The organism is Bacillus haynesii, assembly GCF_001969855.1.
Taxonomy (GTDB): Bacteria; Bacillota; Bacilli; order Bacillales; family Bacillaceae; genus Bacillus; species Bacillus haynesii.
In genome coordinates this window covers 1-22,986 of the sequence record NZ_MRBL01000045.1, presented here as the reverse complement: position 1 = coordinate 22,986, position 22,986 = coordinate 1, and the positions used below count along the sequence as shown (strand labels likewise).

Annotated in this window: 24 protein-coding genes and 2 pseudogenes; 20 read left to right on the top strand and 6 right to left on the bottom strand. The window is 45.1% G+C overall.

Annotated elements, in window-relative coordinates; translation table 11 throughout:
• Positions 1 to 248: 248 nt before the first annotated feature.
• Both BTA31_RS21995 and BTA31_RS21990 read left to right on the top strand, forming a co-directional pair.
• Positions 249 to 2,357, top strand: a complete 2,109-nt coding sequence (locus BTA31_RS21995; RefSeq protein ID WP_076794247.1) for a peptidoglycan D,D-transpeptidase FtsI family protein — start codon at positions 249 to 251, stop codon at positions 2,355 to 2,357.
• A 160-nt stretch (positions 2,358 to 2,517) separates the two neighbouring features.
• Positions 2,518 to 4,329, top strand: a complete 1,812-nt coding sequence (locus BTA31_RS21990) for a PAS domain-containing protein (RefSeq protein ID WP_076794245.1) — start codon at positions 2,518 to 2,520, stop codon at positions 4,327 to 4,329.
• Here the strand turns inward: BTA31_RS21990 and BTA31_RS21985 are convergent.
• Positions 4,307 to 5,529 (bottom strand): annotated as a pseudogene (locus BTA31_RS21985) (aminotransferase A). The gene BTA31_RS21990 and the pseudogene BTA31_RS21985 overlap by 23 nt on opposite strands.
• A 191-nt stretch (positions 5,530 to 5,720) precedes the next feature.
• Entirely contained in the window at positions 5,721 to 5,879 is a 159-nt protein-coding gene (locus BTA31_RS23135; protein WP_167370619.1) for a hypothetical protein, read from the bottom strand.
• 171 nt (positions 5,880 to 6,050) lie between these two features.
• On the opposite strand from BTA31_RS23135, the gene BTA31_RS21980 reads away from it, so the two are divergent.
• From BTA31_RS21980 to BTA31_RS21970, 3 genes are all read left to right on the top strand, one after another.
• On the top strand, positions 6,051 to 6,575 hold the full coding sequence (locus tag BTA31_RS21980; protein WP_043927438.1) for an RDD family protein: 525 nt from the start codon (positions 6,051 to 6,053) through the stop codon (positions 6,573 to 6,575).
• Positions 6,576 to 6,671: 96 nt separating this feature from the next.
• Positions 6,672 to 7,991, top strand: coding sequence for an MFS transporter (locus tag BTA31_RS21975; protein ID WP_076794242.1), 1,320 nt, complete (start codon positions 6,672 to 6,674; stop codon positions 7,989 to 7,991).
• A 73-nt stretch (positions 7,992 to 8,064) separates the two neighbouring features.
• Positions 8,065 to 8,982: a chemotaxis protein gene (locus BTA31_RS21970; protein ID WP_076794240.1), complete on the top strand. Its 918-nt coding sequence runs from the start codon at positions 8,065 to 8,067 to the stop codon at positions 8,980 to 8,982.
• A 28-nt stretch (positions 8,983 to 9,010) separates the two neighbouring features.
• On the opposite strand, the gene BTA31_RS21965 is transcribed toward BTA31_RS21970, so the two are convergent.
• The 4 genes from BTA31_RS21965 to BTA31_RS21945 all read right to left on the bottom strand — a co-directional run bounded on the left by BTA31_RS21965 (position 9,011) and on the right by BTA31_RS21945 (position 12,538).
• The gene (locus tag BTA31_RS21965) at positions 9,011 to 9,472 is read right to left on the bottom strand and encodes a YkyB family protein (protein WP_076794238.1); all 462 of its coding nucleotides are present in this window, start codon (positions 9,470 to 9,472) and stop codon (positions 9,011 to 9,013) included.
• A gap of 141 nt (positions 9,473 to 9,613) precedes the next feature.
• Positions 9,614 to 10,915, bottom strand: coding sequence for an MFS transporter (locus BTA31_RS21960; protein WP_076794236.1), 1,302 nt, complete (start codon positions 10,913 to 10,915; stop codon positions 9,614 to 9,616).
• 88 nt (positions 10,916 to 11,003) lie between these two features.
• Positions 11,004 to 11,501, bottom strand: coding sequence for a L,D-transpeptidase family protein (locus BTA31_RS21955; protein WP_082247271.1), 498 nt, complete (start codon positions 11,499 to 11,501; stop codon positions 11,004 to 11,006).
• Between the two features lie 179 nt (positions 11,502 to 11,680).
• Positions 11,681 to 12,538, bottom strand: a complete 858-nt coding sequence (locus BTA31_RS21945) for a metallophosphoesterase (RefSeq protein ID WP_076794230.1) — start codon at positions 12,536 to 12,538, stop codon at positions 11,681 to 11,683.
• A 145-nt stretch (positions 12,539 to 12,683) separates the two neighbouring features.
• Between BTA31_RS21945 and fadH the strand changes: the two genes are divergently transcribed.
• From fadH to BTA31_RS23475, 15 genes and pseudogenes are all read left to right on the top strand, one after another.
• Complete coding sequence (gene fadH, locus BTA31_RS21940) at positions 12,684 to 13,448, top strand: 2,4-dienoyl-CoA reductase (protein WP_043927445.1); 765 nt, start codon at positions 12,684 to 12,686, stop codon at positions 13,446 to 13,448.
• Between the two features lie 68 nt (positions 13,449 to 13,516).
• Positions 13,517 to 14,737 carry an EAL domain-containing protein gene (locus tag BTA31_RS21935; RefSeq protein ID WP_076794226.1) on the top strand — a complete coding sequence of 407 codons (1,221 nt, stop codon included), beginning with the start codon at positions 13,517 to 13,519 and terminating at the stop codon, positions 14,735 to 14,737.
• 110 nt (positions 14,738 to 14,847) lie between these two features.
• The gene (locus BTA31_RS21930) at positions 14,848 to 15,474 is read left to right on the top strand and encodes a DUF3993 domain-containing protein (protein WP_076794223.1); all 627 of its coding nucleotides are present in this window, start codon (positions 14,848 to 14,850) and stop codon (positions 15,472 to 15,474) included.
• Positions 15,475 to 15,933: 459 nt separating this feature from the next.
• Positions 15,934 to 16,176 carry a YkuJ family protein gene (locus BTA31_RS21925; RefSeq protein WP_043927448.1) on the top strand — a complete coding sequence of 81 codons (243 nt, stop codon included), beginning with the start codon at positions 15,934 to 15,936 and terminating at the stop codon, positions 16,174 to 16,176.
• An 11-nt stretch (positions 16,177 to 16,187) separates the two neighbouring features.
• Positions 16,188 to 16,337: a hypothetical protein gene (locus tag BTA31_RS23130; RefSeq protein ID WP_003181301.1), complete on the top strand. Its 150-nt coding sequence runs from the start codon at positions 16,188 to 16,190 to the stop codon at positions 16,335 to 16,337.
• Positions 16,338 to 16,394: 57 nt separating this feature from the next.
• Positions 16,395 to 16,913, top strand: coding sequence for a ribonuclease H-like YkuK family protein (locus tag BTA31_RS21920; RefSeq protein WP_020451199.1), 519 nt, complete (start codon positions 16,395 to 16,397; stop codon positions 16,911 to 16,913).
• A gap of 138 nt (positions 16,914 to 17,051) precedes the next feature.
• The gene (gene abbA / locus BTA31_RS21915) at positions 17,052 to 17,231 is read left to right on the top strand and encodes an antirepressor AbbA (RefSeq protein WP_003181305.1); all 180 of its coding nucleotides are present in this window, start codon (positions 17,052 to 17,054) and stop codon (positions 17,229 to 17,231) included.
• Positions 17,232 to 17,411: 180 nt separating this feature from the next.
• The gene (gene cbpB / locus BTA31_RS21910) at positions 17,412 to 17,855 is read left to right on the top strand and encodes a cyclic-di-AMP-binding protein CbpB (RefSeq protein ID WP_043927449.1); all 444 of its coding nucleotides are present in this window, start codon (positions 17,412 to 17,414) and stop codon (positions 17,853 to 17,855) included.
• A gap of 141 nt (positions 17,856 to 17,996) precedes the next feature.
• Entirely contained in the window at positions 17,997 to 18,872 is an 876-nt protein-coding gene (locus BTA31_RS21905) for a LysR family transcriptional regulator (protein ID WP_043927450.1), read from the top strand.
• Positions 18,873 to 19,002: 130 nt separating this feature from the next.
• Positions 19,003 to 19,482, top strand: coding sequence for a flavodoxin (locus tag BTA31_RS21900; RefSeq protein WP_043927451.1), 480 nt, complete (start codon positions 19,003 to 19,005; stop codon positions 19,480 to 19,482).
• Positions 19,472 to 20,365, top strand: a complete 894-nt coding sequence (locus tag BTA31_RS21895) for a WD40/YVTN/BNR-like repeat-containing protein (protein WP_076794219.1) — start codon at positions 19,472 to 19,474, stop codon at positions 20,363 to 20,365. The genes BTA31_RS21900 and BTA31_RS21895 overlap by 11 nt, the downstream gene beginning before the upstream one ends.
• Positions 20,366 to 20,394: 29 nt before the next feature.
• Positions 20,395 to 20,847: a flavodoxin gene (locus BTA31_RS21890; RefSeq protein WP_076794216.1), complete on the top strand. Its 453-nt coding sequence runs from the start codon at positions 20,395 to 20,397 to the stop codon at positions 20,845 to 20,847.
• A gap of 105 nt (positions 20,848 to 20,952) precedes the next feature.
• Positions 20,953 to 21,663 carry a 2,3,4,5-tetrahydropyridine-2,6-dicarboxylate N-acetyltransferase gene (gene dapD, locus BTA31_RS21885; protein WP_043927455.1) on the top strand — a complete coding sequence of 237 codons (711 nt, stop codon included), beginning with the start codon at positions 20,953 to 20,955 and terminating at the stop codon, positions 21,661 to 21,663.
• A gap of 69 nt (positions 21,664 to 21,732) precedes the next feature.
• Positions 21,733 to 22,857: an N-acetyldiaminopimelate deacetylase gene (locus BTA31_RS21880; RefSeq protein ID WP_076794213.1), complete on the top strand. Its 1,125-nt coding sequence runs from the start codon at positions 21,733 to 21,735 to the stop codon at positions 22,855 to 22,857.
• Between the two features lie 62 nt (positions 22,858 to 22,919).
• Positions 22,920 to 22,986: pseudogene (locus tag BTA31_RS23475) on the top strand (YkuS family protein); the annotation flags it as partial.

Below are 22,986 nucleotides of genomic sequence, written 5' to 3'. Positions count from 1 at the left end.
AGGTATTATTGTTAATTTTGACATAAAAAAAGAAAAACCCTTTGCTGCCAATATGCAACCAGTTCGTTCTTTTACGCGTCTTGTCATAAACGTGGTAAAATTTAAATGTGTTAGTTAAATTTTAATATAAAAAGAGATTGACAGCTTTTTTAAAAACTTTAGATTGTAACAACCATTACAAAAGTGTTACAATATATCTCAGTTAATTAATGTAAAAATTGAATATTGTGAGAGGAGAGAGAGTTTCAGTGACAGAATCTCAACATGATCCGGCTGAAATCAAAAAGAGCAGGCGTTCGCGTATATGGCGGATCAACCTGTACTTCTTTGCGGTGTTCACTTTGTTCGCTGCGCTGATTGTCAAGCTGGGCCTCGTGCAAATCGTCAATGGAGAGGCGTATGAGCAGGAAGCTTCGAAAACCGAGGCGAAAATTGCGTCATACCCGGCACCGCGGGGTAAAATGTATGACAGATACGGGCGGGTGGTTGTCGACAACCAAAGCGTTCCCGCGATCACATATACGATGATGACAAGCACAAAAACGGAGGAAAAAATCAGCACAGCCAAAAAACTCGCAGAATTGATCGATATCGATCCATCGTTTCTGAAAGAGAGAGATTTGAAAGATTACTGGCTTGCCAGACATCCGAAAAAAGCTGCTGCACTTCTGAAAGACGGCGAGAAAACCCTCAAGTCTGATCAAACATACAAGCTTCAGGTGGACCGCGTTCCGGCGGAAGAGATCAAAGCGCTGGAAAAAGACAAAGACGAACTTAAAGTCGCCGCGATTTTCAGAAGGTTTTCAGGCGGCTATGCGTATGAGCCGCAAATCGTCAAAGCGATGAGCCCGAAAACCGCGGGGAAAAACGATGCGCAGCTCCTTGATGAGAAGGCTTCGAAACAGATGCCGGCCAATGATTTGACGTATGAGGAAGTTTCCCGCGTTTCCGAGCATCTTGAAGAGCTTCCCGGCGTTGACGTCATCATGGACTGGACCCGCAAATACCCTTATGAAAAAACGCTCTACTCCATTTTCGGAGGCGTCACAACGCCTGAGCAAGGGCTCATCAAGGACCGGGAAGACTTCTACCTGACAAGGGGATATGCCCGGAATGACAGAGTGGGAAAAAGTTATCTCGAGTATCAATATGAAGAATATTTAAATCCGAAAAAAGCGAAAGTGCAATATACAGAAAACCGCTCAGGCAAGGTGATCAGCCAGGAAACGGTTGATGAAGGAAGACGCGGCTACGATCTGCAGCTGACGTTCGACATGGAGCTCCAAAAGAAAGTCGAAGAGGCTATCGAAGAGGAGCTTAATAAATTCCGCGGCTCAAACTACATGCTGGACAGAGCGTTCGTCGTCATGATGGACCCGAATAACGGAGACATTCTGTCCATGGCCGGAAAACGGATTGTCGACGGCAAAATCACCGACTATTCAATCGGCGCGTTTACGACCCAGTACGAAATGGGATCGGCGGTCAAAGGCGCGACCGTGCTGGCCGGCTATCAGGACGGCATGCCGCACGGGCAGAGTTATTTTGATAGTGGCAAACTGAAATTCGCAGGTCCTGTTGAAAAAGGCTCCTACACAACCTCTATCGGTTGGGCTGATGAAGTTAGAGCGCTTGAAAAAAGTTCAAACGTTTATATGTTTTATGTAGCCATGAGGATGGCAGGGATCACGTATAAACCGGGCGGCTCCCTTCCCGCAAACCTCGAAGACTTAAATAAAATGAGGTATTATTTCAATCAATTTGGGCTTGGGGTAAAAACAGGCATCGACTTGCCGCAGGAGTCGGCCGGGATGCAGACAAACCCAAAAATAGTCGGGGGTCTTCTTCTTGATGAAGCGATCGGCCAGTTTGACACGTATACGCCTTTGCAGCTCGCCCAATATGTTTCAACGATTGCCAACGGCGGATACAGGGTGCAGCCGAGAGTAATGAAAAGCATTCACCAGCCTGAAAGCGAAAAGCTCGGCCCTGTCATCGAAGAGCGCCCTGCAAATGTGCTGAATCGTATCAACAATTCCCAAAGCGACATCGCCATCGTCAAGCAAGGATTTAAACGAGTAACCCAGACGGGCACTGCAGCCGGCGCATTCGGTTCGCTTGACGTATCAGGCAAAACCGGAACGGCACAGACGCACTACTACGGCACAAACCGAAACTGGTGGGGTAATCCGACTTACAATATTACCTTTGCCGGCTATTACCCGTCGGAAAATCCGCAGGTTGCCTTCAGTGTTGTCGTCCCGTCTGTTGACGACAAAACGAAGATGAACAAAAACATCGCCGCCAAAATCGTCAAAGCCTATGTCGATCTGCAGAAAAAATACAGCAAGGATTAGACAAAAAAGAACACGGATTTTTTCCGGGTTCTTTTTTTGTTATCAAAATTTGACGAATGCTAGAAGTTTTGAAGGAGATTTCCCGTATTTTAGCGAATCCTTTTAAGCAAAATAGTTTTAATGAATGCTGGTCATGAATAGGGTATAAAGGAGGGATATGATGGAACAAAAAACAAAACGTTTTGAGCAATATAAGCCTCATATGAATTTACAGGCAGTCCTGTCAGCTAACGGCCGTTTTATATACATATCTGCAAATTGCAAAGAGCTCTTAAGCTACGAGCAGAATGAACTGATCGGTACGTATTTGAAGGACTATTTACACGAAGACGATCTTTTTCTGGTAGAAAGCTATTTTTACAATGAGCATCATTTGCTGCCTTGCACCTTCAGATTTGTGAAAAAAGACTACACGATGATCTGGATCGAAGCATCGATCGATTTCGTGACGACCCATGTTGGAGAAAAAGAACGCGAAATTGTACTCAAAATGAAAGTGTTTGAAGACCGTCCCTCTAAGAAAAAAAGCTCCATAAAAGAGGAAGACACTCCGGAAGAAACCGCCAGGCTGCCGGCAAAAGAGGAATTCGAAGCCATGGTGGAAGGCTTGCCAAACCCCCTGTGCATCAGCGTTCAAGGGGAAATAGTTTACGTAAATGACGCCATGGTCAACCTGCTCGGCGCCGAGCACAAACGGCAAATTATCGGAAAGTATTCCTATGATTTTATCGAGAAAGAGTACCATGACATCGTCAAAAACCGTATTAAGCGGATGCAGCAGGGACTGGATGTCGGAATGATCGAGCAAACGTGGCATAAGCTCGACGGCACGCAGATTCACCTCGAAGTCAAGGCGGCGCCGACCATTTATCAAAACCAGAAAGCGGAGCTGCTCCTTCTCATTGACATTTCATCGAGGAAGAAATTTCAGACCATTTTGCAAAAAAGCAGGGAGCGCTACCAGCTCTTGATTCAAAACTCAATCGATACGATAGCCGTTATTCATAAAGGAAGATGGGTCTTTATGAATGAATCCGGGATTCGTCTGTTTGAAGCAAAGACGTATGAGGATTTAATCGGCAAAGATATTTACGAGCATCTGCACCCATGCGATCACGAAGATGTCAAAGCGAGGCTGAAACGGATCACAGACCGCCAATCCGAATCTGAAATCATAAAGCAGACGTGGTATACATTTGAAAAAAGGCTCATCTATACAGAAATGGTTTGCATCCCTACGACATTTTTCGGGGAAACGGCCGTTCAGGTGATCTTAAGGGATATTTCTGAACGCAAGCAGACTGAAGAGCTGATGGTCCGTTCGGAAAAACTGTCGATCGCAGGGCAGCTTGCAGCAGGGATCGCCCACGAAATCCGCAATCCGCTGACCGCGATCAAAGGGTTTTTACAGCTGATGAAGCCGACGATGGAAGAAAATGAACATTATTTTAATATTATCTTTTCCGAATTAAGCAGAATCGAATTGATCTTGAGCGAGCTTCTCATGCTGGCAAAGCCGCAGCAAAACGCATTGAAAGAAAAACTTGATTTGATCAGGCTGATCCGCGAAGTGACGGCACTTTTAGAAACGCAGGCCAACTTAAACGGCATTTTGATCAATACAATCCTCACAGACGACAAAATCTATATTAAAGGGGATCAAAATCAATTAAAGCAAGTATTTATCAACCTGATCAAAAACGCCGTCGAATCCATGCCGAACGGCGGGACGGTTCATTTGAACGTCAGAGAAACCGACGATTCGGTCATCGTCGAGGTGGAGGACGAAGGAGATGGGATACCTGAGCATGTTCTGAAGCGGATCGGCGAGCCTTTCTTGACGACGAAGGAAAAAGGAACAGGCCTCGGTTTGATGGTCACCTTCAATATCATCGAAAATCACAACGGAACTATCGAAGTCGACAGCAAAGCAGAAAAAGGCACGACATTTAAGATTTCATTTCCAAAATAAAATAAAAAACAACGGCGTAAAAGCCGTTGTTTACGTAGTCTGTATCGATTGCCTCTTATTGAAAACAAAGGACTCCAGCCGGTCAAGGCCTTCCCTTAGCGTATCAGGAGAATATGCGTAAGAGATCCTCACATAGCCTTCCCCGTATTCAGAAAACGAGCTGCCCGGCACGATCGCTAGCCCCTCTTCCTCAAGAAGCGACATGCAGAAATCAAAGGAAGACATTCCAAACGATTTGATGGACGGGAAAATGTAGAATGCTCCCGACGGTTTAATCACATCGAGGCCCATTGTCACAAGTCTGTCGTACACGTAGTCAAGCCGTTTTTTATATTGCTCGCGCATGATCAGCGCGTCATCAAACCCGTTGGTGACGGCTTCCAGAGCCGCTTTTTGAGAAATCGATGAAGCGCATGATACGTTGTATTGATGGACTTTTAAAATATGCTTGGCAATTTCCTTCGGTGCAAATAAAAATCCGATTCTCCAGCCTGTCATGCTGTGGGATTTGGAAAGCCCGCCGATGACGATCGTCTGGTCCCTTAACACAGATGCGATGGAGTGGTGCGGTCTGTCAAAAGTGAGTTCGCTGTATATTTCATCTGAGAGCACAAAAACGTTCCGGCCTTTTAAAAGGGAGGCGATGTCCTTCAGCTCTTCTTCGGACAGCGTCATTCCCGTCGGATTTGACGGATAAGGAAGAACAACACATTTTGTCTTCGGCGTCAGCGCTTCTTCGATCAGTTTTGCTGTCAGCTTAAAGCCGTGAGACGTAGTGTCAATGATCAATGGAGACGCTCCGCACATTTTGATGATCGGCTCATATCCGGGGTACACCGGTCCCGGAAGAATGACTTCATCGCCGGGTGATAAAATCGTGCGGAATGCCGAATCGATGGCCTGGCTGGCACCTGTTGTCACAATGATCTCGCTTTCCGCTTCATAATTTAAATCGGCTTTCTTTTTCATATAAAGCTGTACAGCCTGCCTCAGCTCAGGATATCCGGCGTTGTGAGTGTAAGATGTTTGATTCTCATCTATCGCTTTTTTGGCGGCCTGTTTGACATGGTGGGGGGTGAAGAAATCAGGCTGGCCGATTGTTAAAGAGATTACGTTTTCGTACTGGGATACAAGGTTTGAGAACTTGCGGATCCCTGAGATTTCGATTTCTTTTACATTTGGATTAAGCAAATGTTCCATTTAGCATCACCTTAAAAATGTTATGGTTTATCTTATTTTACCATCATCAGACCAATTGTCATCTTTTAATCAATCAATTTTATAAAAACTCGTAACAAGTATATGCAAAACAATGCGAGGTATGCGGACACGCGGATGGCGGCAGATAGAAAAATAAGACAATCAAACGATTGCCTTACGTTATGTTCCGTTTAGTAGCCGTAATCGGAGTCAACATCTTCTTTCCATGAAATATATATTTGTTCTTCACTGTCTGAAGCTTCCTTGAGCATTTCTGTGTAAACGGCCCGGCTGACCTCTTCTAAAATGGTCATTTCATGATTTTTAATCGTTACAATTGTTCCCATCATAAACACCTTTCCTGAAAAATCCTTGACCATTGTAACACGATAAATATTAAAGTCAATGAAAAACTTGTGATCCGTACTTTAATTTAACTTTAAAAAAACGTGATACGTATTGATAATGTTCAGCGAGTCTTAGTAGTATATAGAAGTCAAGATGTTAGGAGGAAAAGCACATTGGAATTGGAATTAGACAAACACGAAACTGCTCCTGAAAGGAGCGAGTATGCCGGAATCGGCGCGCGTTTTGTAGCTTCCCTGCTCGACGGATTGATTCTCGGGATTCCCGCATATATTTTCACGTACGTTTTAACAGCGACATTGATGTTGGGAAATTCGGATATCATGCTCATGATGGAGACTGATCCCGAGTATTTGAGCGATCAGGAAATCTTTACGTTTATCATCAGTATGTTCAAAACCATAGCGATCGTTGGAAGTATTACTTTTATTGTGTATTTTCTTTATTACACGCTGATGGAATCATCCAAATGGCAAGGGACGCTCGGCAAGAAAATCATGAACGTTCAGGTGGCGAAAGCAGAAGGCGGAAGAATCTCATTTGGCCGTGCGGCCGGAAGGTTTCTGGCCAAAAGTTTTCTATCTCCGATTTTGTTGATCGGCTACATTATGGCCTTTTTCACAGAAAGGCGCCAGGCGCTTCATGATATGTTGGCAGGAACCATTGTCGTAAAAAAATAACGGGCAAAAGACAGCACGCTTTCAGCTTGAATGCGTGCTGTCTTGTTCAGGAAAATGTTTCACGGCAGGAATAAAAATAAGGAGGCATCAATCCAGATGGATACTCAGCCGGAACGTGAACAAGCTGTAAAGCGGGCGCAAAGAACGGGAATCAAGCTCTTTTTGACGCTGCCGATTCTTTCTTGGGCGTTATACGATTTTGCAAACACGATTTTTTCATCAAATATTGTGACGATCTTTTTTCCTTTTTATTTGCAGGAGGCAGTCGGCGAAAATGCCAGCATGAATCAGGTGGCAAGCACTTTTATCTCCTATTCGAACGCAGCCGCAAGCTTTCTGCTCGTCATTTTCACGCCTTTATTCGGGGTATTGATCGACCGGACGGGCAGAAAGAAAAAATACATCGGCCTGTTTACGATGATTTGTGTTTTGTGCACCATTTTAATGGGGGTTTTTGCCGGCGCTTCGTTTCAGAAGGACATATACGGACTGCCGTTGTCCTTGATCCTTGTCGTCATCATGTTTGTGACCGCAAAGTTTTTCTATCATTCAAGCTTGGTGTTCTATGATACGATTTTGGCCGATTTGGGGACAAAAGAAGAAATCCCGCTCTTATCCGGATTCGGGATTGCGATCGGATATATCGGCACTTTAGCCGGCTTAACGGTATACCTTCTAGTCGGCAACCAGGATTTTCACCGCGCATTCATCCCGTCGGCTCTCTTGTTTCTGCTTTTTTCTCTTCCGTATTTGCTCTTTACGAAAGAGAAAAGAAAGCCGGAACCGAAAGAAAAGAAATCATTTTTCAGCGGATACAGGGAAATTGTGCAGACATTCAAAGACATTCGTCTATACAAGCCGGTCTTCTTATTCATGATCGCCTACTTTTTCCTGAATGACGCGCTTGCTACAGCAATAGCCATGATGGCGGTTTATTCAAAGACGGTCATCGGTTTTACGACCGGACAATTCGTTTTGCTTTACCTTGTTTCGACGGTATCAAGCATCATCGGTTCATTTCTGCTCGGCTTTGTGACGAAAAGAATCGGCGCCAAGCACGCGGTCAGCCTTGTCGCCGCCATTATGATCACCGCTTTGACGATCGGGGCATGTACGACGTCAACAGTCTTGTTTTGGATTGCGGGAAGCCTGTTCGGCATCTCGCTTGGAGGCACATGGGTCGCATCAAGGACACTGATTATCGAGCTGACGCCCGAACATAAAAGAGGCGAATTTTTCGGCTTGTTTGCTTTGTCGGGGAAGATCTCTTCCATTTTCGGTCCGGTTCTCTACGGATCGATTACTTTGCTGTTCAGGGATCTCGGGAACATGGCCAGCAGAATGGCTTTCGGATCTTTAGTGTTATTGGCAGCGATCGGCCTGATCATTCATCAAAATGTTAAGGCAAAAGCTTAACCCAGAGCATCAACTTTTAACAAAAGACGCCGATATAAAAAGTAAACACAAAGTAGGATAGAGAGGGATATCAGTGTCTTCAAACCAACAGGAAATTTTATTAAGTTCGGGAACCAATGAATTAGAAATCGTGAAGTTTGAAGTTGGTCTCAACATTTTCGGCATAAACGTTATGAAAGTCAGAGAAATCATTCAGCCGGTTGACATTACGAAAGTGCCTCATTCGCACAAGCATATGGAGGGCATGATCACATTGCGCGGGGAAATTCTTCCCGTCATTGATTTATTCTCTTTCTTCGGCGTCGAGCACGGTGATGACGAGCATCAAGAAAAATACATTGTGACGGAATTTAACAAGCGGAAAATCGTCTTTCACACAGGATCGGTTTCGCAGATTCACCGGGTGTCATGGGAAGAAATTGAGAAGCCGACTGCTTTAAATCAAGGGATGGACCGTCACCTTACCGGCATCATTAAGCTCGACGGCACAATGATTTTCCTGCCTGATTACGAAAAAATCATTTTTGATCTTGAATCTGAGTCGGGTATGGACCCTTATCAAATGAAAAATGAAAAATTTGATCAGAGACGGACTGACAAAAAGCTGATGATTGTCGAGGACTCTCCGCTCCTCTTGCGGCTTTTGGTGGAAAAGCTGAATGAAGCGGGATACAATAACATCGTGTCTTTTGAAAACGGAAAAGACGCTTACGAACACGCGCTTCAATTGATGGAAGACGGCACAGCTCTTCACGAAAAAGTCGATCTGATGATCACGGATATTGAAATGCCGCAGATGGATGGACACCGACTCACAAAGCTGTTAAAAGATAACCCGCTGAGTACAGAGCTGCCGATCTTGATTTTCTCTTCTTTGATTACAGACGATCTTCGTCATAAAGGGGAACAAGTCGGAGCTGATGAGCAAATCAGCAAGCCTGAGCTCAACGAACTGATCGAAAAGCTTGATAAATATATTTTCAAAAACTAAAAAAGCCTCTTTCGAGGCTTTTTTTATATTAAAAATAGCTTTCGCCAAGCTTCTTGAAGACGGGCTTTGTGGCTGGGCGCTTCCGGTTTGTGACGAGCGGTTTTTCCTTTATTCCCGTGTAGTTTTGAAGAAGCTGTTTCGCTATATTCAAGGACATATGAGCTTTAGGGTTCCGATACGAATGATTTAATGTACCTAAGTGTGGAAGGTTTGCGAAGTCTTCTTTTGTTGGAGGCATGTGAAAAAAGTAGTCTCCGAGAGAAATCAGCACATCAGACTGCTGCTGGCTGAATCTTGGATTTTTCGAAAAGTGAAGGCCTACCTTTTTACCTTTTCCTTCATTGAGCAGCTTTTGCAAAGCTTTCTTTTTCAGAAGATACAGGTATTTGGGATTAGTCGCGGTTTTCGCATGGCGATTAACTGTATAAATCGCTTTTGAAAGGTTTTCAACTGTCGGTTTTAATTCTTTCGTATGATTATGGTCGTCCATTTTTTCTCTCCTATCCATTCGTTTCTAGATCACCTCCTAAAGATGCAAGGCTTATGTCTAAATTATACGAAATAGAACAGAAAATGCAAATATCTCATAGAAAAAACGCGCGATTTTTTAAGGAATCGCGCGTTTTCATCTTTATAAAACAGAGTTCATTTTTGCTTTTGTATTTTTTTGTCTCTTCAGCGCCGCTTGAACGTCGATTTCCGCACTCTTGGCGCTTAATTTAGGCAAGGCGATCAAGTAGTACAGCGCCGCCAGCAGAATAATTCCCGCCAAACCGTAATATATATAATCCACATCGGCGATGATCCCCGGGAATAGGACAGCGATCATGCCAAGCGCTGAGGATTGTGCCAGCATTGTCAGCGGATCGGTCCATCCGCTGACCCTTCCCATCAGCCTTGGATGGACGATTTTAGGAATCCAGCCGCCAAGAGCTGTGTTGATCGGCCCGATGCATATCCCGGCAAGAAACGCAGCCGAGTAATATACGGGCAATTGATCTGTAAAACCAAGCAGGATGATAAAAGCACCCGCGATAAAAATCGGGACTGACATCATGTATGCCGGCTTCACTTTTTTTTCGAGCAGAGCGGCGACGGCAATCCCTGTCAAAAGTCCGATACCGAGTACGATTGTAAAGAGGGAAGTATGCCACTCATAACTGTCAGGGGACAGCTCATACTTCATTTTAAACATTGGCAGAACCGAAAGTCCGCCGCTTACAAGCCCGAAGACAAAATATCCGAATACAAGAGAGGCAAGCAATTTGTTTTTTAATATATAAACGATGCCTTCCTTAAAATCGCGCATCGAATCTTTGACGGTCATGTTTTTCCAGCCTTTTTTCCCGTTCGGCTGCCGCGCTTCAAGCGGAATATCGCAGGAACGGATTAAAAAGCCGGATACGATAAAGCTCACAAAATCAAGAGCGATTGCTCCATGCAGGCCGATCGTCTTGTACATAAAAGCTCCAATTCCTACGCCGAACAATAGAAACAGGCTGAAAAGCATCTGGTTCAGTCCGGCTGCTTTTGCATACTGATCCTTTCTTAAAATGGCCTGGACCAGACTTGCTTCGGCCGGGTAGAAAAATTTTGTAACCGCGCTTCTGATAAATAGGACTAAAAACACAAGCGGTATCATCTGAAGATACAATACAAAGAAAAGAACGACAGTCAGTCCCGCTCTGATCCAATCACAGTTTTCCGCGACTTTCTTGCGGTCAAAACGGTCAGCGACCACCCCGACGATAAAGAATACGAAAACCGTCGGCAGGGAATACATCAGCTCGGCGATTGTTGTATAGGCCGGCTGGCTACTGAACCGGTCAAGCAAGAAAAAAGCGAAAGCCATATTTCCGACTGTCGTTCCCATTTGAGAAGCGAAAGCTGCGAAAAAAAGTCGGACGAAATTACGATTATTAAAAAGATCCATATATACGCTCCTTACCCTAAAGGTCCCATTATATCTTAATACAAGATGTTGGATTGTTCAAATTGCATTTGTCTGGAAATGTACTGGCCTAAGGTGTAATGGACACTCGGGTTCCGTTGGGTACGATAGAAGCAAGTTCCAGAACATCCCGATTGTGCATGCGGATACATCCCCTTGAAACAGCTTTGCCAATTGACGCAGGGTTATTCGTTCCATGGATGCCGTAGTGCTGTTTTGACAGGCTCAGCCAGTAGGCACCGAACGGGCCGCCCGGGTTTGGCTGCCGGTTGACGATGACAAATTCGCCTCTCGGCGTCTGTGTGAGGATTTTTCCGACGGCAATCGGATATGTTTTTATCAATCTGTTTTGCTCATACAATCTGAGTGTTCTCCCGCTGAGAGACACGGCAATCCGGTAAGGGATTGTGTCCGGGTTTCTAATGCCGGGAATGATAATCGATTGGCCTGCGGACACTTGGCCGCCGTTTAAGCCCGGATTCGCCTGCAGCAAAGCCTGCCGGGTCGTTCTGAAATCGGCGGCGATGCTTTCCAGGGTTTCTCCAGGTTTTACTTGGTACATCAGCAATTATCAGCACATCTCCTTTTCAAAAACGAAAAGAGAGCCTTTTCCGCTGCTAATATATAGACGGAAAGAGGCTGGGGAAGTTTCGTTTTTTTTGATAAAGATTGGATGAATGGAGCGGGAATGTTTTTACTTAATGTATGCAGATGCCGTGCGTTTTGAGCCAAAAGGCCGGTCAAGATTTAAGTGGATTCAAGCTGGAACACGGTGATTTCGGGCTTTGACAGAAAGCGGAGCGGCAGCCTGGTCGTGCCGATTCCTCGATTGACATAGATTTTCATTCCGGCTGTTTCATACATCCCTTCCGTATAAATCTCTCCGTACGGAGGCGTGATGAAAGGACCGAATACGGGAATCTGAATTTGTCCGCCGTGGGTGTGTCCGGATATTTGCAAATTGACGGGGAATTGTTTTGCCGTTAAAGCAGCATCAGGCTCATGGACGAGCAAAATCGAGAAGGCTTTTTCGCTCAGCTTTGACAAGATGCCTTCATAGTCCGGGCTGCCGAGCATCAAATCATCGAGTGAAGCGATCTCAATTACGCTTCCGTCTATCAATTCAAGCTTTATCAAGTCGTTTCGCAGCACCCGAAAACCGGCCGATGCCATGAGTGTCTGATAGACTTTTGTTCCATAGCCTCCGTGATCATGGTTTCCGAATATTGCAAGCTTTCCGTAGGGGGCTGAAAGCTTTTTTAAGGCATTTACAGCACGCTCGTGTTCCCGGTAGCGATGCGGTTTATCTATTAAATCTCCGCTGAATACGATAAGGTCCGGGGAGAGGGCGTTCACTTGGCTGACAACATTTGAAAGCTCGTCTGCTGTAAAGTATTCGCTTAAGTGGGTGTCGCTGAACTGAACGATCCGAAACTGATCAAACCCTTTAGGAATGAGACGATGCCGAATGGGAATCAAGTTCGTTTCAAGCATGTGCGGTTCGAGATAGCGCGCATAGCCCAAGCCGCCGGCAGCGGTAAAGAGCCCTGCTGCGGCCAGGCCTAAGATGCCTTTTAAAAATTGTCTTCTGGACGCATTTTTCATAATCAACCAACCTTTAATAGAATCTCTACATTATATCATCCAGAAAAGCCATTTTAGGACAGTTCGCATGTTTTGTTAATTTTTTTTAACTTATATGATAAACTATGAATTGAATGAATACTCATTCATAACGAGGGGGATGGATATGGACAGAAAAGTTGTAATCGTGACCGGCGGGTCGAGCGGAATGGGAAAAGCGATCGCCAAAAAGCAGGCTGAAGAAGGCTGGAATGTGATGATTACGGGGAGAACACAAGAAACGCTTGAAGCGGCTAAAGAAGAAATTGAAACATTTGCGGGGCAGGTCGCCGTATGCCGGATGGATGTCCGGTCTGTTGAAGATGTAGAACAGATGATCACAGAGACGGCAGGGCGCTTTGGCACAATCGACGCTTTGGTTAACAATGCCGCAGGCAATTTTATCTGCCCGGCTGAAAAACTGTCGGTCAACGGCTGGAAGGCGGTCATCGATATCGTGCTGAACGGCACATTTTATTGCAGCCAGGCAGCCGGCCGCTACTGGATCAAGGAAAAGAAACGCGGCCAGATTTTAAATATGGTCGCGACATATGCATGGGGCGCCGGTGCCGGTGTTGTTCATTCCGCGGCGGCAAAAGCAGGTGTGCTGTCGCTGACAAGGACGCTTGCCGTCGAGTGGGGAAGTGCATACGGGATTAGGTGCAATGCCATCGCGCCCGGTCCGATCGAGAGAACGGGCGGAGCCGAAAAATTGTTTGAGTCGGAAGAAGCCGCGCGCGCGACAATCAAAAGCGTTCCGCTCAAAAGGCTGGGTACTCCTGAAGAAATCGCTGGACTCGCCGCATTTTTGCTTTCTGAACAGGCGGGATATGTCAATGGGGAGTGTGTGACGATGGATGGCGGTCAATGGCTGAATCCCCGTCCGTTTTAAGATTTCAAATTCAAAGGTGTGAGCCGGTATGGTATAATCAGACAAAGATTAGAAGCAGGTGATATGCCATGTTGGATCCACTCGATATTTTAACGAACATTGAAGATGTCATTCCTTACTATCAGCCGATCTTCAGTGCTGAAGAACAAAAGGTGATCGGCTATGAAGTGCTGGGGCGTATCAAGGTAGAATCTGAAGTGAAGAGCCTCGGGCCGTTTTTTTCTGATCCGACAATTCCGGAAGAATACAAGAAAGAGGTTGACCTCAAGGTGATCCGCCAGGCGCTTGATCATTTTCTGGGCAGCGGGCGCGACCTGCTCATCTTCGTCAATCAAGATGCAAATGTGCTGATGATGGATCACGGTGAATCTTTCCTCGACCTGTTGATGGAATATCAGGATAAAGGGCTCGAGCTCAGCCGTTTCGTTATCGAAATCACGGAGCAAAAGTTTGAAGGGGATATTGAACAGCTGCATCATTTGCTGACCTATTACCGTACATACGGAATAAAAGTCGCTGTTGATAATATCGGAAAGGAAAGCAGCAATCTCGACAGAATCGCTCTTCTTTCCCCGGATTTGTTAAAGATTGACCTCCAGCCGCTCAAGCTGTCTTCTCCTTCGCCTTCCTATGAATATGTGCTTTACAGCATATCGCTCCTTGCCAGAAAAATCGGAGCCGCATTGCTTTACGAAGATATTGAGGCGAGCTTTCAGCTGCAATACGCATGGAGAAACGGAGGCCGATATTTTCAGGGGCAGTATCTTGAGCTGCCGAAGGATGAATTTATCGAACGGGATATATTAAAGGACCGGCTGCAGGCCGAGTTTCACCAGTTTATCACGCATGAGAAGAAGAAGCTAACCATTCTGTACGACCACTCTGAGCAGTTTTACAAACGGATTCATCAGCTTGTCACATCGCTAAAGAAAACAGCTCAATCAGACGATGAGTTTCTCTTCAATCTCGGAAAAGAACTGACAGATTGCAGCTTTAGAATTTACATGTGCGATGAAGACGGTATTCAGCTGACGAAAAACGTGTTTAAACATGACGGAGCATGGATATTTCAGCCTGAGTACGTCGGGAAAAACTGGAGCTGGCGCCCTTATTTTCTCGAGAATATCATGAGGATGAGAACGATGAGAAAAGGGTTTTTCAGCGATTTGTACAGCGATATCGAAACGGGGGAAATGATCAGAACGTTTTCCTATCCGATGGATGAAGATTTGTATCTGTTCATTGACCTGTCCTACTCATATTTATACGAACAAGACGGATTAATTTAAGCGGCGGCCTTTCGCCGCTTTTTCTTTTGGAAAAAATGAATCCCGAGAGGTTTGTTTCGCGTATATAAAGGAAAATGTGAAAATATATATGCTAAAAAGGAGCGGATCATATGAAGAACGTTTGGTCATCCTTGCTGTGCACGCTTTTGACTGTGACTTTTGTATTTTTCTGCGCGGATTTTGCCGAAGCCGGAGAAAAACCGACAAGAGCGTCGTTATTTGAAACCCTTCAATCCGTATCAGACGTCCACTTTCAGCTGACCGAAAAAGAAAGAACAAAAACGGACATGATATCCCTCTTGGAACCTTATATGGAACACGCCATGGCAGCGAAGTATGTAGAGGCGAACGCCTTTCCCGAACAAGCGGGGTGGATTTTTTACGGGACAGACGCGCCTGAAGTTGCAATCCCTTTCTTCAGCTATGACGAAAACACAAAAGTGGCGGAGAAAGACGGGAGCTATACCGTATATGAATTTGTTGGAGATCAAAACGGCGGACCTGTTTCATATCAAAAAAATTATCAGACGGTGACGCTGAAGAATATCGGCGGCAGCTTCAAAGTAACGGATATCAGTCAATCTGATACAAAACCGGCTGGAGAAGAAATGATGTCCGAACAACCGGATGAGAAAGAAACAAGCTCGAATTTTGCGGATAACAGGGAAGCAGACCAGGCTGTATTCCCGCTTTTTGTCATCGATGTTAACTGGTCATTGGCCGGATTTTTCAGCTAGAAAAAGAATTTAAAGAAAACCATTGACAATGATACTGATAATCATTATCATTTAATTATAGAGAGATGAACCTCTCTGTTCCCCAACCCCTCTATCAGATCAAGATTTTAAAAAACTTGGCGCTGCCCCCGCCAAGTTTTTTATTTGTATGGAATCCCGCACTTCAAATAGCCGCGGGATTTTTGGGGTTTAGGCACCGGAAAGGAATAAGACAATCCTGTTGCTCCATAAATCTAAATTGGTGGTTAAAATCGGCCCCTCTGCAGTCAAAAAAATATTTTTCATGTATGACATGAAAAAAGAAAACTCAAACTATGAAAAAGCGGTTTTTCTTTTTCATGATCAGAAAGGAAAAATGTCATCGGCTGATACTTTGTGGTATGATGCTTTGTAGAACTTGTATTATAATTAATACTTGTTGATCCTGAAGTTGTTTTTTTGAAAGGAGTCTTTTTTAGAATGTCACAATTAATGGGTATCATCACGAGACTGCAGAGCCTGCAAGAGACTGCGGAGGCTGCCGGAGAACCGACGCAGCGCAATTTTGAAGTGAACGGAGAAAAAATTTGCAGCGTAAAATATTTTGAAAAAAACCAAACATTTGAGCTGACAGTTTTTCAAAAAGGTGATAAGCCTACTACATTTCCGTTTGATAACATCGATATGATTTCAATCGAAATCTTTGAACTGCTTCAGCAATAGGAGGATATGGCATGAAAGCTTTTCCAAGCGTTATTTGTCCGCATTGCAAAACAACCGAGCATATGGATCAAGTTCTGACAGCCCAGTCCAATCAGAATGTAATTTACAGATGTGAGAGCTGCGGTTTCAGCTTGAAAAATATACCGACTAAAAAAGGATAGCAGACAGACGAATCGTTCCATCTTCGGTGCGGATCAAAAATGAAAAGGGGCATTCCAATGGCTGATTCTTTTCTTTTTTACAATCTTTCTGAAGATCAAATGACATTTCCTGAAGTGATCGGGAGACTGAAGGCGTTCATACGCCAAGATCCTCGGGCAAGCTACCTGCTGTCCGTCGGAACAGACTCGCAGATCCATCAGAATTGCACAAAGTTTATCACCGCTATCCATTTGCACCGCAAAGGCAAAGGAGCGTGGGGCTGTCTGAAAAACACGGTTGTCAACAGACCGATACATAGCCTCAGGGAGAAAATATCGCTTGAAACAGCTTACAGCCAAGAGATTGCAGCATATCTTTTAAATGATTATTTTAATGAAATCATGGATCTGCTTCTTCCGTTTACAGACGAGGGAGCAGATTTAACCCTTGAAGTTCATTTGGATATCGGTAAAAAAGGAATGACAAAGGATTTAATTCAGGAAATGACGGGCCGGATCACTTCGATGGGGATCTGCGCCAAAATTAAACCTGACTCCTATACAGCTTCAAGCTATGCAAACCGGTACACAAAATAATTGTTTGAAAGAAAATCGAACAGATGTCGAAATGTGCGGTTGACGTTTGATTTGCAATTTCATATTCTAGCCCTATAGAAACTAGAGAGAACATATCGTTTCTGACTCTAGCTAAATCAATTAGGGGGCTGGTTAAAAATGGAACGCTTTTCAGAAGAAGAGAGAAAATTGTTGCTGAACGTACTTTTGGACCATGAGTATGCCGTAGAGCTACTAAGCAGTGAGATCAATGATATAGAAACGGGTACAAAAAATGTGGATAGCCTGACATATAAGAAACTGGTTACCTTATACGACCGTGTCCGGTCTGAAAATTAGGTCAGATTATATCAATTGATACTCATTAGAGTATCTTTTTTGTTTCCTAAAAGGATATTGAATGATAAACTGACCTTGGAAGAAAGGAAAGTTTTCGACAAATATTGATACTGTTTATATTATTGTAGTATAGGGAAAATATGCGTTGATGGATTAAAGCTGTAAAGGAGTCGAAAAATCATGATTAGTTTGCAATCAGATGAACTTCTTGAAACGACAGTAGGTCAGTTTATGATCGATGCTGATAAAGTAGCCCATGTTCAAATCGGAAACAATTTGGAACATGCCCTTCTCGTTTTGACGAAAACCGGATATACCGCGATCCCTGTACTTGACGCTTCTTTCCGTTTGCACGGTTTAATCGGAACGAATATGATCATGGATAAAATCTTCGGCTTGGAACGAATCGAATTTGAGAAGCTTGACAAGATTCATGTTGAAGAAGTCATGCTGACAGACATCCCCCGCTTGAAAATTGACGACCCGATCTTAAAAGGGTTCGGACTGGTCATTAACAACGCGTTTATATGTGTCGAAAATGAAGAGCAGGTTTTCGAAGGCATTTTTACAAGGCGTGTCGTATTAAAACAGCTGAATAAGCATTTAAGGACGTTGAATAAATAGGCGCGGCAGCGGCCTATTTTTTATTTGCAGCGCTACTCCAACCCTCCGCACATTCCCCGAAGCCTGACTTCCCGCTTGATTAAAAAACAGCCGTTTGATTAAATGTATGATAAGAAAAACTTATTGGAATGAGGAATGTCCATGCAGCTTCAAGAGCTTCACATGCTTGTCGTTCTGGCGGAAGAATTAAATATGCGGAAAGCGGCTGAACGCCTGTTTGTTTCCCAGCCGGCTTTGTCCCAGCGGCTGCAGACCATTGAGAAATCATGGGGAACGAAAATTTTTTTAAGATCGCAAAAAGGGCTGACTGTCACGTCTGCCGGAGAAAAAATCATCCAGTTTGCAAAAGATGTGACATTGGAACAGGAAAAAGTGAGAGAGAATATAGATGAGCTGGAGGGCGAGATTCACGGTACGCTCAAATTGGCGGCGGCTTCGATCATCGGGCAGCATTGGCTTCCGAACGTTCTGAAAACCTACGTCAAACAATATCCAAACGTGAAAATTTCCCTCGTCACCGGCTGGAGCAGCGAAATGCTGAAAAGCCTCTACGAAGACCATGTTCATATCGGCATTATCAGAGGAAACCCGGAATGGAAAGGACCGAAGCACTACTTGATGCGGGACGAATTGTACCTTGTCGATACAGAGATCCGAAACATTGAGGACATTGCCAAAACAGAACGGCCGTTCATCCAGTTTAAAAGCGACAGCACGTACTATCAGGAAATTCAGCACTGGTGGCACCAAAAGTTCAAAACATCGCCGAAACAAACCATTATTGTCGACCAAATTGAAACATGCAAACAGATGGCTTTCCACGGAATCGGTTACGCGATCCTTCCATCGGTGACGCTTCACGGAAGCGCGAGCCATGTTCATCAAATCCCTTTGCTTGACGCTAAAGGAAAAGCAATCGGCAGAGATACGTGGCTGCTCGGTTATGAGCCGGCTTTCCAGCTGAAGCAAGTACAGGCGTTTGTAGAGGTTGTGAAAGAATGTACGGAAATGGAATAAACACTAGAAAAGCAGCACTCCAAAAAGGGGACTGCTTTTTTTGCATGATTTATTGACATTGATAATCATTATCATTTAAAGTGTATCTATATAATAATGAAAATCATTATCAATGATAGAGGTGATTCTGTTGTCTAAAGCATTGATTGCATATGCCAGCATGTCAGGCAATACGGAGGATATCGCGATGATTATTAAAGATACATTGACAGAAAACGGATTTGATGTCGCCATTCAGGAAATGGATGATGTCGATACCGACTCATTGGCTGAGTATGATCTTCTTTTAATCGGCACCTATACTTGGGGGGACGGGGATCTTCCTTATGAAGCGGAAGCGTTTTACGAAGAGGTCTCTTCGCTTGACCTTAAAGGAAAGAAAGCGGCATGTTTCGGATCCGGCGATTATGCATACCCCCGGTTTTGCGAAGCGGTCAACACATTTTACAGCATGCTTGAACGAACCGGCGCCGATCTTTACCGAGAGACCCTGAAAATAGAGCTTGCCCCTGAAACGGATGAAGATGCCGAGTGCTGCAAGGAATTTGCCGAAGGCTTTATAAGATGGGCAGTACAGCAAAAACGGCAGGCTGAGATCCATGTTTCATAAAGGTGCGACGGCCGTGGCTTCGGCAAAGCATTCCGGTTACTTTGTCGCCATTAAGCGGGAAGGTATTTTTCACTATTCACTTGAGCAAGGCTGGAAAAAGCTCTTTCAATTAAAAAGCAAAATCTGTTCCATCACCTATATCGGCGATTATTTGTTCGGCGCAGGGGAGAGGGGAACGATTATCAGATCGTCTGACCAAGGTGCAACCTGGTCAATCTCAAGCTTTCCGACAAACGCCACGATTTGGTCGATCACAGGGAGAACGGACGGCTTTGTGTGTGCACATGGGAAGCATTGTATCTACATATCCGAGGATTTCGGCGTCTCATGGAAAATCGTCAAGCCGTTTTCCGGTTTGAGTCATCCGCCCGTTATCCGCTCTCTGTGCCTCCATGAAGAGCGCCTTTACATCGGGACGCAGATTCATGAAGTGCACGGTGGTATTTGGGCATACGATTTGGCATCAGAAACGGCTTTTATGATCAAAAAAGAAACCGGCCGCATGACAGCCTCAATGATCGCATTTGAAGGCGAATGGCTGGTATGTGCGATGGGATCCAAAAAAGGAAATCACGGTGCCGTCGGTTTGGTCAACATTCACACAAATGATGAAATACAAATCAGGCAGGGCCTTGTTGAGCATGAAGACTCATTCCTGGATGTGTCCGAAGACAACGGAATCATCTATGTCACATCGGCTCAAGACCGAGACGGCTTTTCAAGAATCTATCAGCTTGATTTTTTTGAGAGGGAGCTGAAATGGTTTGACACGATTAAAGGGCACGGGTTCAGGGTGGCCAATCAAAAGGAGAACTTCTTTTGCGCTGGTCTTTATGAATGCAAATTTGTCAGGCCTTATGAACAGCCTGCCGCAGCCCACTGATTTTATAGCGTTTGATAGGAGGAATAACGATGGGGAAAGTTTTGCTGGTTTATGCAAGCATGTCTGGAAATACAGAAGCGATGGCCGATTTAATCGAGAAGGGCCTTCTTGAGGGCGGGGCCGAAGTGGACCGCCATGAAGCGATGGATGTAGATGCGGCGCTCTTTAACGATTATCAGCACATGATATTTGGCGCCTATACATGGGGTGACGGGGAACTCCCAGATGAGTTTTTGGATATTTACGATGATATGGAAGGGATGGATTTCACAGGCAAGACGTTTGCCGTTTTCGGGTCCGGAGATATTTCTTACGAGCATTTTTGCGGTGCCGTCGACATGCTTGAGGACAAAATCAAAGAGCTTGGCGGAGACGTGGTGCTTCCGTCCGTCAAAATCGAAATGAATCCGGAGGATGAAGAAGAAGGCATGCTACTTCAATTCGGGAGGGATTTTGCAAAGAAATGTGAAGTGCCGGCATGACATTTGCTAAAAAAGGAAACGGGACGTCCCTTTCCTTTTTTTCTTGTTTTTAAATCTTTCCTTTGATACAGTAATGAGGAGAAAAAGAGAAGGAGGACTTACATAATGAAAATGATGGATGCAAATGAGATTATCTCATTTATTCAAAATAGTAAGAAATCGACACCTGTTAAAGTCTATGTGAAAGGCGACCTTGAAGGAATTGACTTCGGCGCTTCAGCCAAGCCTTTTATTACAGGCCATACAGGGGTTGTATTCGGAGAGTGGGCGGAGATTCAAGCTGCGCTCGAAGCAAACAAAGGCAAAATTGAAGACTATGTCATCGAAAACGACCGCCGCAATTCGGCGATCCCAACGCTCGATTTGAAAAATATTAAAGCGCGCATCGAGCCGGGTGCGATCATCCGCGATCAAGTGGAAATCGGCGATAACGCCGTCATCATGATGGGAGCTTCCATCAACATCGGCTCTGTGATCGGAGAAGGAACGATGATCGATATGAATGTCGTGCTGGGCGGACGAGCTACCGTCGGCAAAAACTGCCACATCGGAGCCGGTTCCGTGCTTGCCGGTGTCATTGAGCCTCCTTCAGCAAAACCTGTCGTTATTGAAGACGATGTCGTTATCGGGGCAAACGCCGTCGTACTTGAAGGCGTGACTGTCGGAAAAGGAGCCGTTGTTGCTGCCGGTGCGATCGTTGTGGAAGATGTTGAACCTTACACAGTAGTCGCGGGAACGCCTGCGAAAAAAATCAAAGACATCGATGAAAAAACAAAAGGCAAAACAGAAATCAAACAGGAATTGCGCCAGCTTTAAGAAGCGGCAGCGAAAAGTGCGTGGATGTGACAATCCACGCATTTTCATATCGCCGGGGAGGTTAGAAAGATGAAATTGGACGAATTAGCAGCGATTCGCAGAGATCTGCACCAAATTCCTGAACTCGGTTTTCAGGAATATAAGACACAGGCTTATCTTTTGAATCATTTAGCAAAGCATCCGGAAGACAGGATTGAAATTGAAAAGTGGAGAACCGGACTGTTTGTTAAGGTTAAAGGGACGGACCCTGAAAAGATTTTGGCTTACAGGGCGGATATGGACGGGCTCTCGATTCGGGAAGATACCGGATACCCTTTTTCTTCCGTTCATCAGGACAGGATGCATGCGTGCGGGCATGATTTCCACATGACGATTGCCCTTGGCATCATCGATCATTTCGTCAGCCACCCGGTTAAACAAGATCTGCTGTTTTTGTTCCAGCCGGCTGAAGAAGGGCCTGGTGGCGCTGAGCCGATGCTTGAAAGCGACTTGTTTAAAAAGTGGGAGCCGAGCATGATCACAGCGCTGCACATCGCGCCTGAGCTCCCGGTCGGAACGATCGGAACGAAAAGCGGGTTGCTCTTTGCCAATACGTCAGAGCTCGTAATCGAACTTGAAGGAAAGGGCGGGCATGCCGCATATCCCCACCTTGCAGAAGATATGGTGGTCGCCGCCAGTTCGCTCGTTACGCAAATGCAGTCGATCGTAGCCAGGAATGTCGATCCGCTGGACAGTGCTGTCATTACCATCGGGACGATTACAGGCGGATCGGCACAAAACATTATCGCTCAGGAAGCAAGGCTTGAAGGAACGATCAGGACGCTGTCCCCAGCGTCAATGGAACAGGTGAAGAAAAGGATCGAGGCGATGGTGAAAGGGCTGGAAACAGCTTATCAATGCAGCGGTAAAGTCAGCTATCCTGCAGCATATTATCAGGTCTACAATTCAAGCGGTTTAGTCGAAGACTTTATGCAGTTTGTTTCTGAAAACGGCCTTGCAGAGGTCGTCCGTTCAAAAGAAGCGATGACAGGGGAGGACTTCGGCTATATGCTGAAAAAGTATCCGGGCTTCATGTTTTGGCTCGGGGTCGATTCACCTTACGGACTTCACCATGCCAAACTGCAGCCGAAAGAGGAAGCGCTTGAGACGGCAGTCCGTGTCATGACAGCTTATTTTTCTTCCAAAGCCAATTAGATCACGCGGCTGGTATAAAAAATTGGCAAACGTGGCATCTTAATTGGTGGAGGTGTTTCTTCATGTCGAAAAAAATCGGAATCGAACAATCTCTTTCTGATGTCGAGGCTGCTTTGAAGGAAAAAGGGT

Excerpts from the sequence above, each read along its gene's own strand:
- BTA31_RS21990 (WP_076794245.1), top strand. The coding sequence starts at position 2,518 with ATGGAACAAAAAACAAAACGTTTTGAGCAATATAAGCCTCATATGAAT.
- BTA31_RS23135 (WP_167370619.1), bottom strand. The coding sequence starts at position 5,879 with ATGATGGGAACAATTGTAACGATTAAAAATCATGAAATGACCATTTTA.
- BTA31_RS21975 (WP_076794242.1), top strand. The coding sequence starts at position 6,672 with ATGGATACTCAGCCGGAACGTGAACAAGCTGTAAAGCGGGCGCAAAGA.
- BTA31_RS21965 (WP_076794238.1), bottom strand. The coding sequence starts at position 9,472 with ATGGACGACCATAATCATACGAAAGAATTAAAACCGACAGTTGAAAAC.
- BTA31_RS21960 (WP_076794236.1), bottom strand. The coding sequence starts at position 10,915 with ATGGATCTTTTTAATAATCGTAATTTCGTCCGACTTTTTTTCGCAGCT.
- BTA31_RS21945 (WP_076794230.1), bottom strand. The coding sequence starts at position 12,538 with ATGAAAAATGCGTCCAGAAGACAATTTTTAAAAGGCATCTTAGGCCTG.
- fadH (WP_043927445.1), top strand. The coding sequence starts at position 12,684 with ATGGACAGAAAAGTTGTAATCGTGACCGGCGGGTCGAGCGGAATGGGA.
- BTA31_RS21935 (WP_076794226.1), top strand. The coding sequence starts at position 13,517 with ATGTTGGATCCACTCGATATTTTAACGAACATTGAAGATGTCATTCCT.
- BTA31_RS21930 (WP_076794223.1), top strand. The coding sequence starts at position 14,848 with ATGAAGAACGTTTGGTCATCCTTGCTGTGCACGCTTTTGACTGTGACT.
- BTA31_RS21925 (WP_043927448.1), top strand. The coding sequence starts at position 15,934 with ATGTCACAATTAATGGGTATCATCACGAGACTGCAGAGCCTGCAAGAG.
- BTA31_RS23130 (WP_003181301.1), top strand. The coding sequence starts at position 16,188 with ATGAAAGCTTTTCCAAGCGTTATTTGTCCGCATTGCAAAACAACCGAG.
- BTA31_RS21920 (WP_020451199.1), top strand. The coding sequence starts at position 16,395 with ATGGCTGATTCTTTTCTTTTTTACAATCTTTCTGAAGATCAAATGACA.
- abbA (WP_003181305.1), top strand. The coding sequence starts at position 17,052 with ATGGAACGCTTTTCAGAAGAAGAGAGAAAATTGTTGCTGAACGTACTT.
- cbpB (WP_043927449.1), top strand. The coding sequence starts at position 17,412 with ATGATTAGTTTGCAATCAGATGAACTTCTTGAAACGACAGTAGGTCAG.
- BTA31_RS21905 (WP_043927450.1), top strand. The coding sequence starts at position 17,997 with ATGCAGCTTCAAGAGCTTCACATGCTTGTCGTTCTGGCGGAAGAATTA.
- BTA31_RS21895 (WP_076794219.1), top strand. The coding sequence starts at position 19,472 with ATGTTTCATAAAGGTGCGACGGCCGTGGCTTCGGCAAAGCATTCCGGT.
- BTA31_RS21890 (WP_076794216.1), top strand. The coding sequence starts at position 20,395 with ATGGGGAAAGTTTTGCTGGTTTATGCAAGCATGTCTGGAAATACAGAA.
- dapD (WP_043927455.1), top strand. The coding sequence starts at position 20,953 with ATGAAAATGATGGATGCAAATGAGATTATCTCATTTATTCAAAATAGT.
- BTA31_RS21880 (WP_076794213.1), top strand. The coding sequence starts at position 21,733 with ATGAAATTGGACGAATTAGCAGCGATTCGCAGAGATCTGCACCAAATT.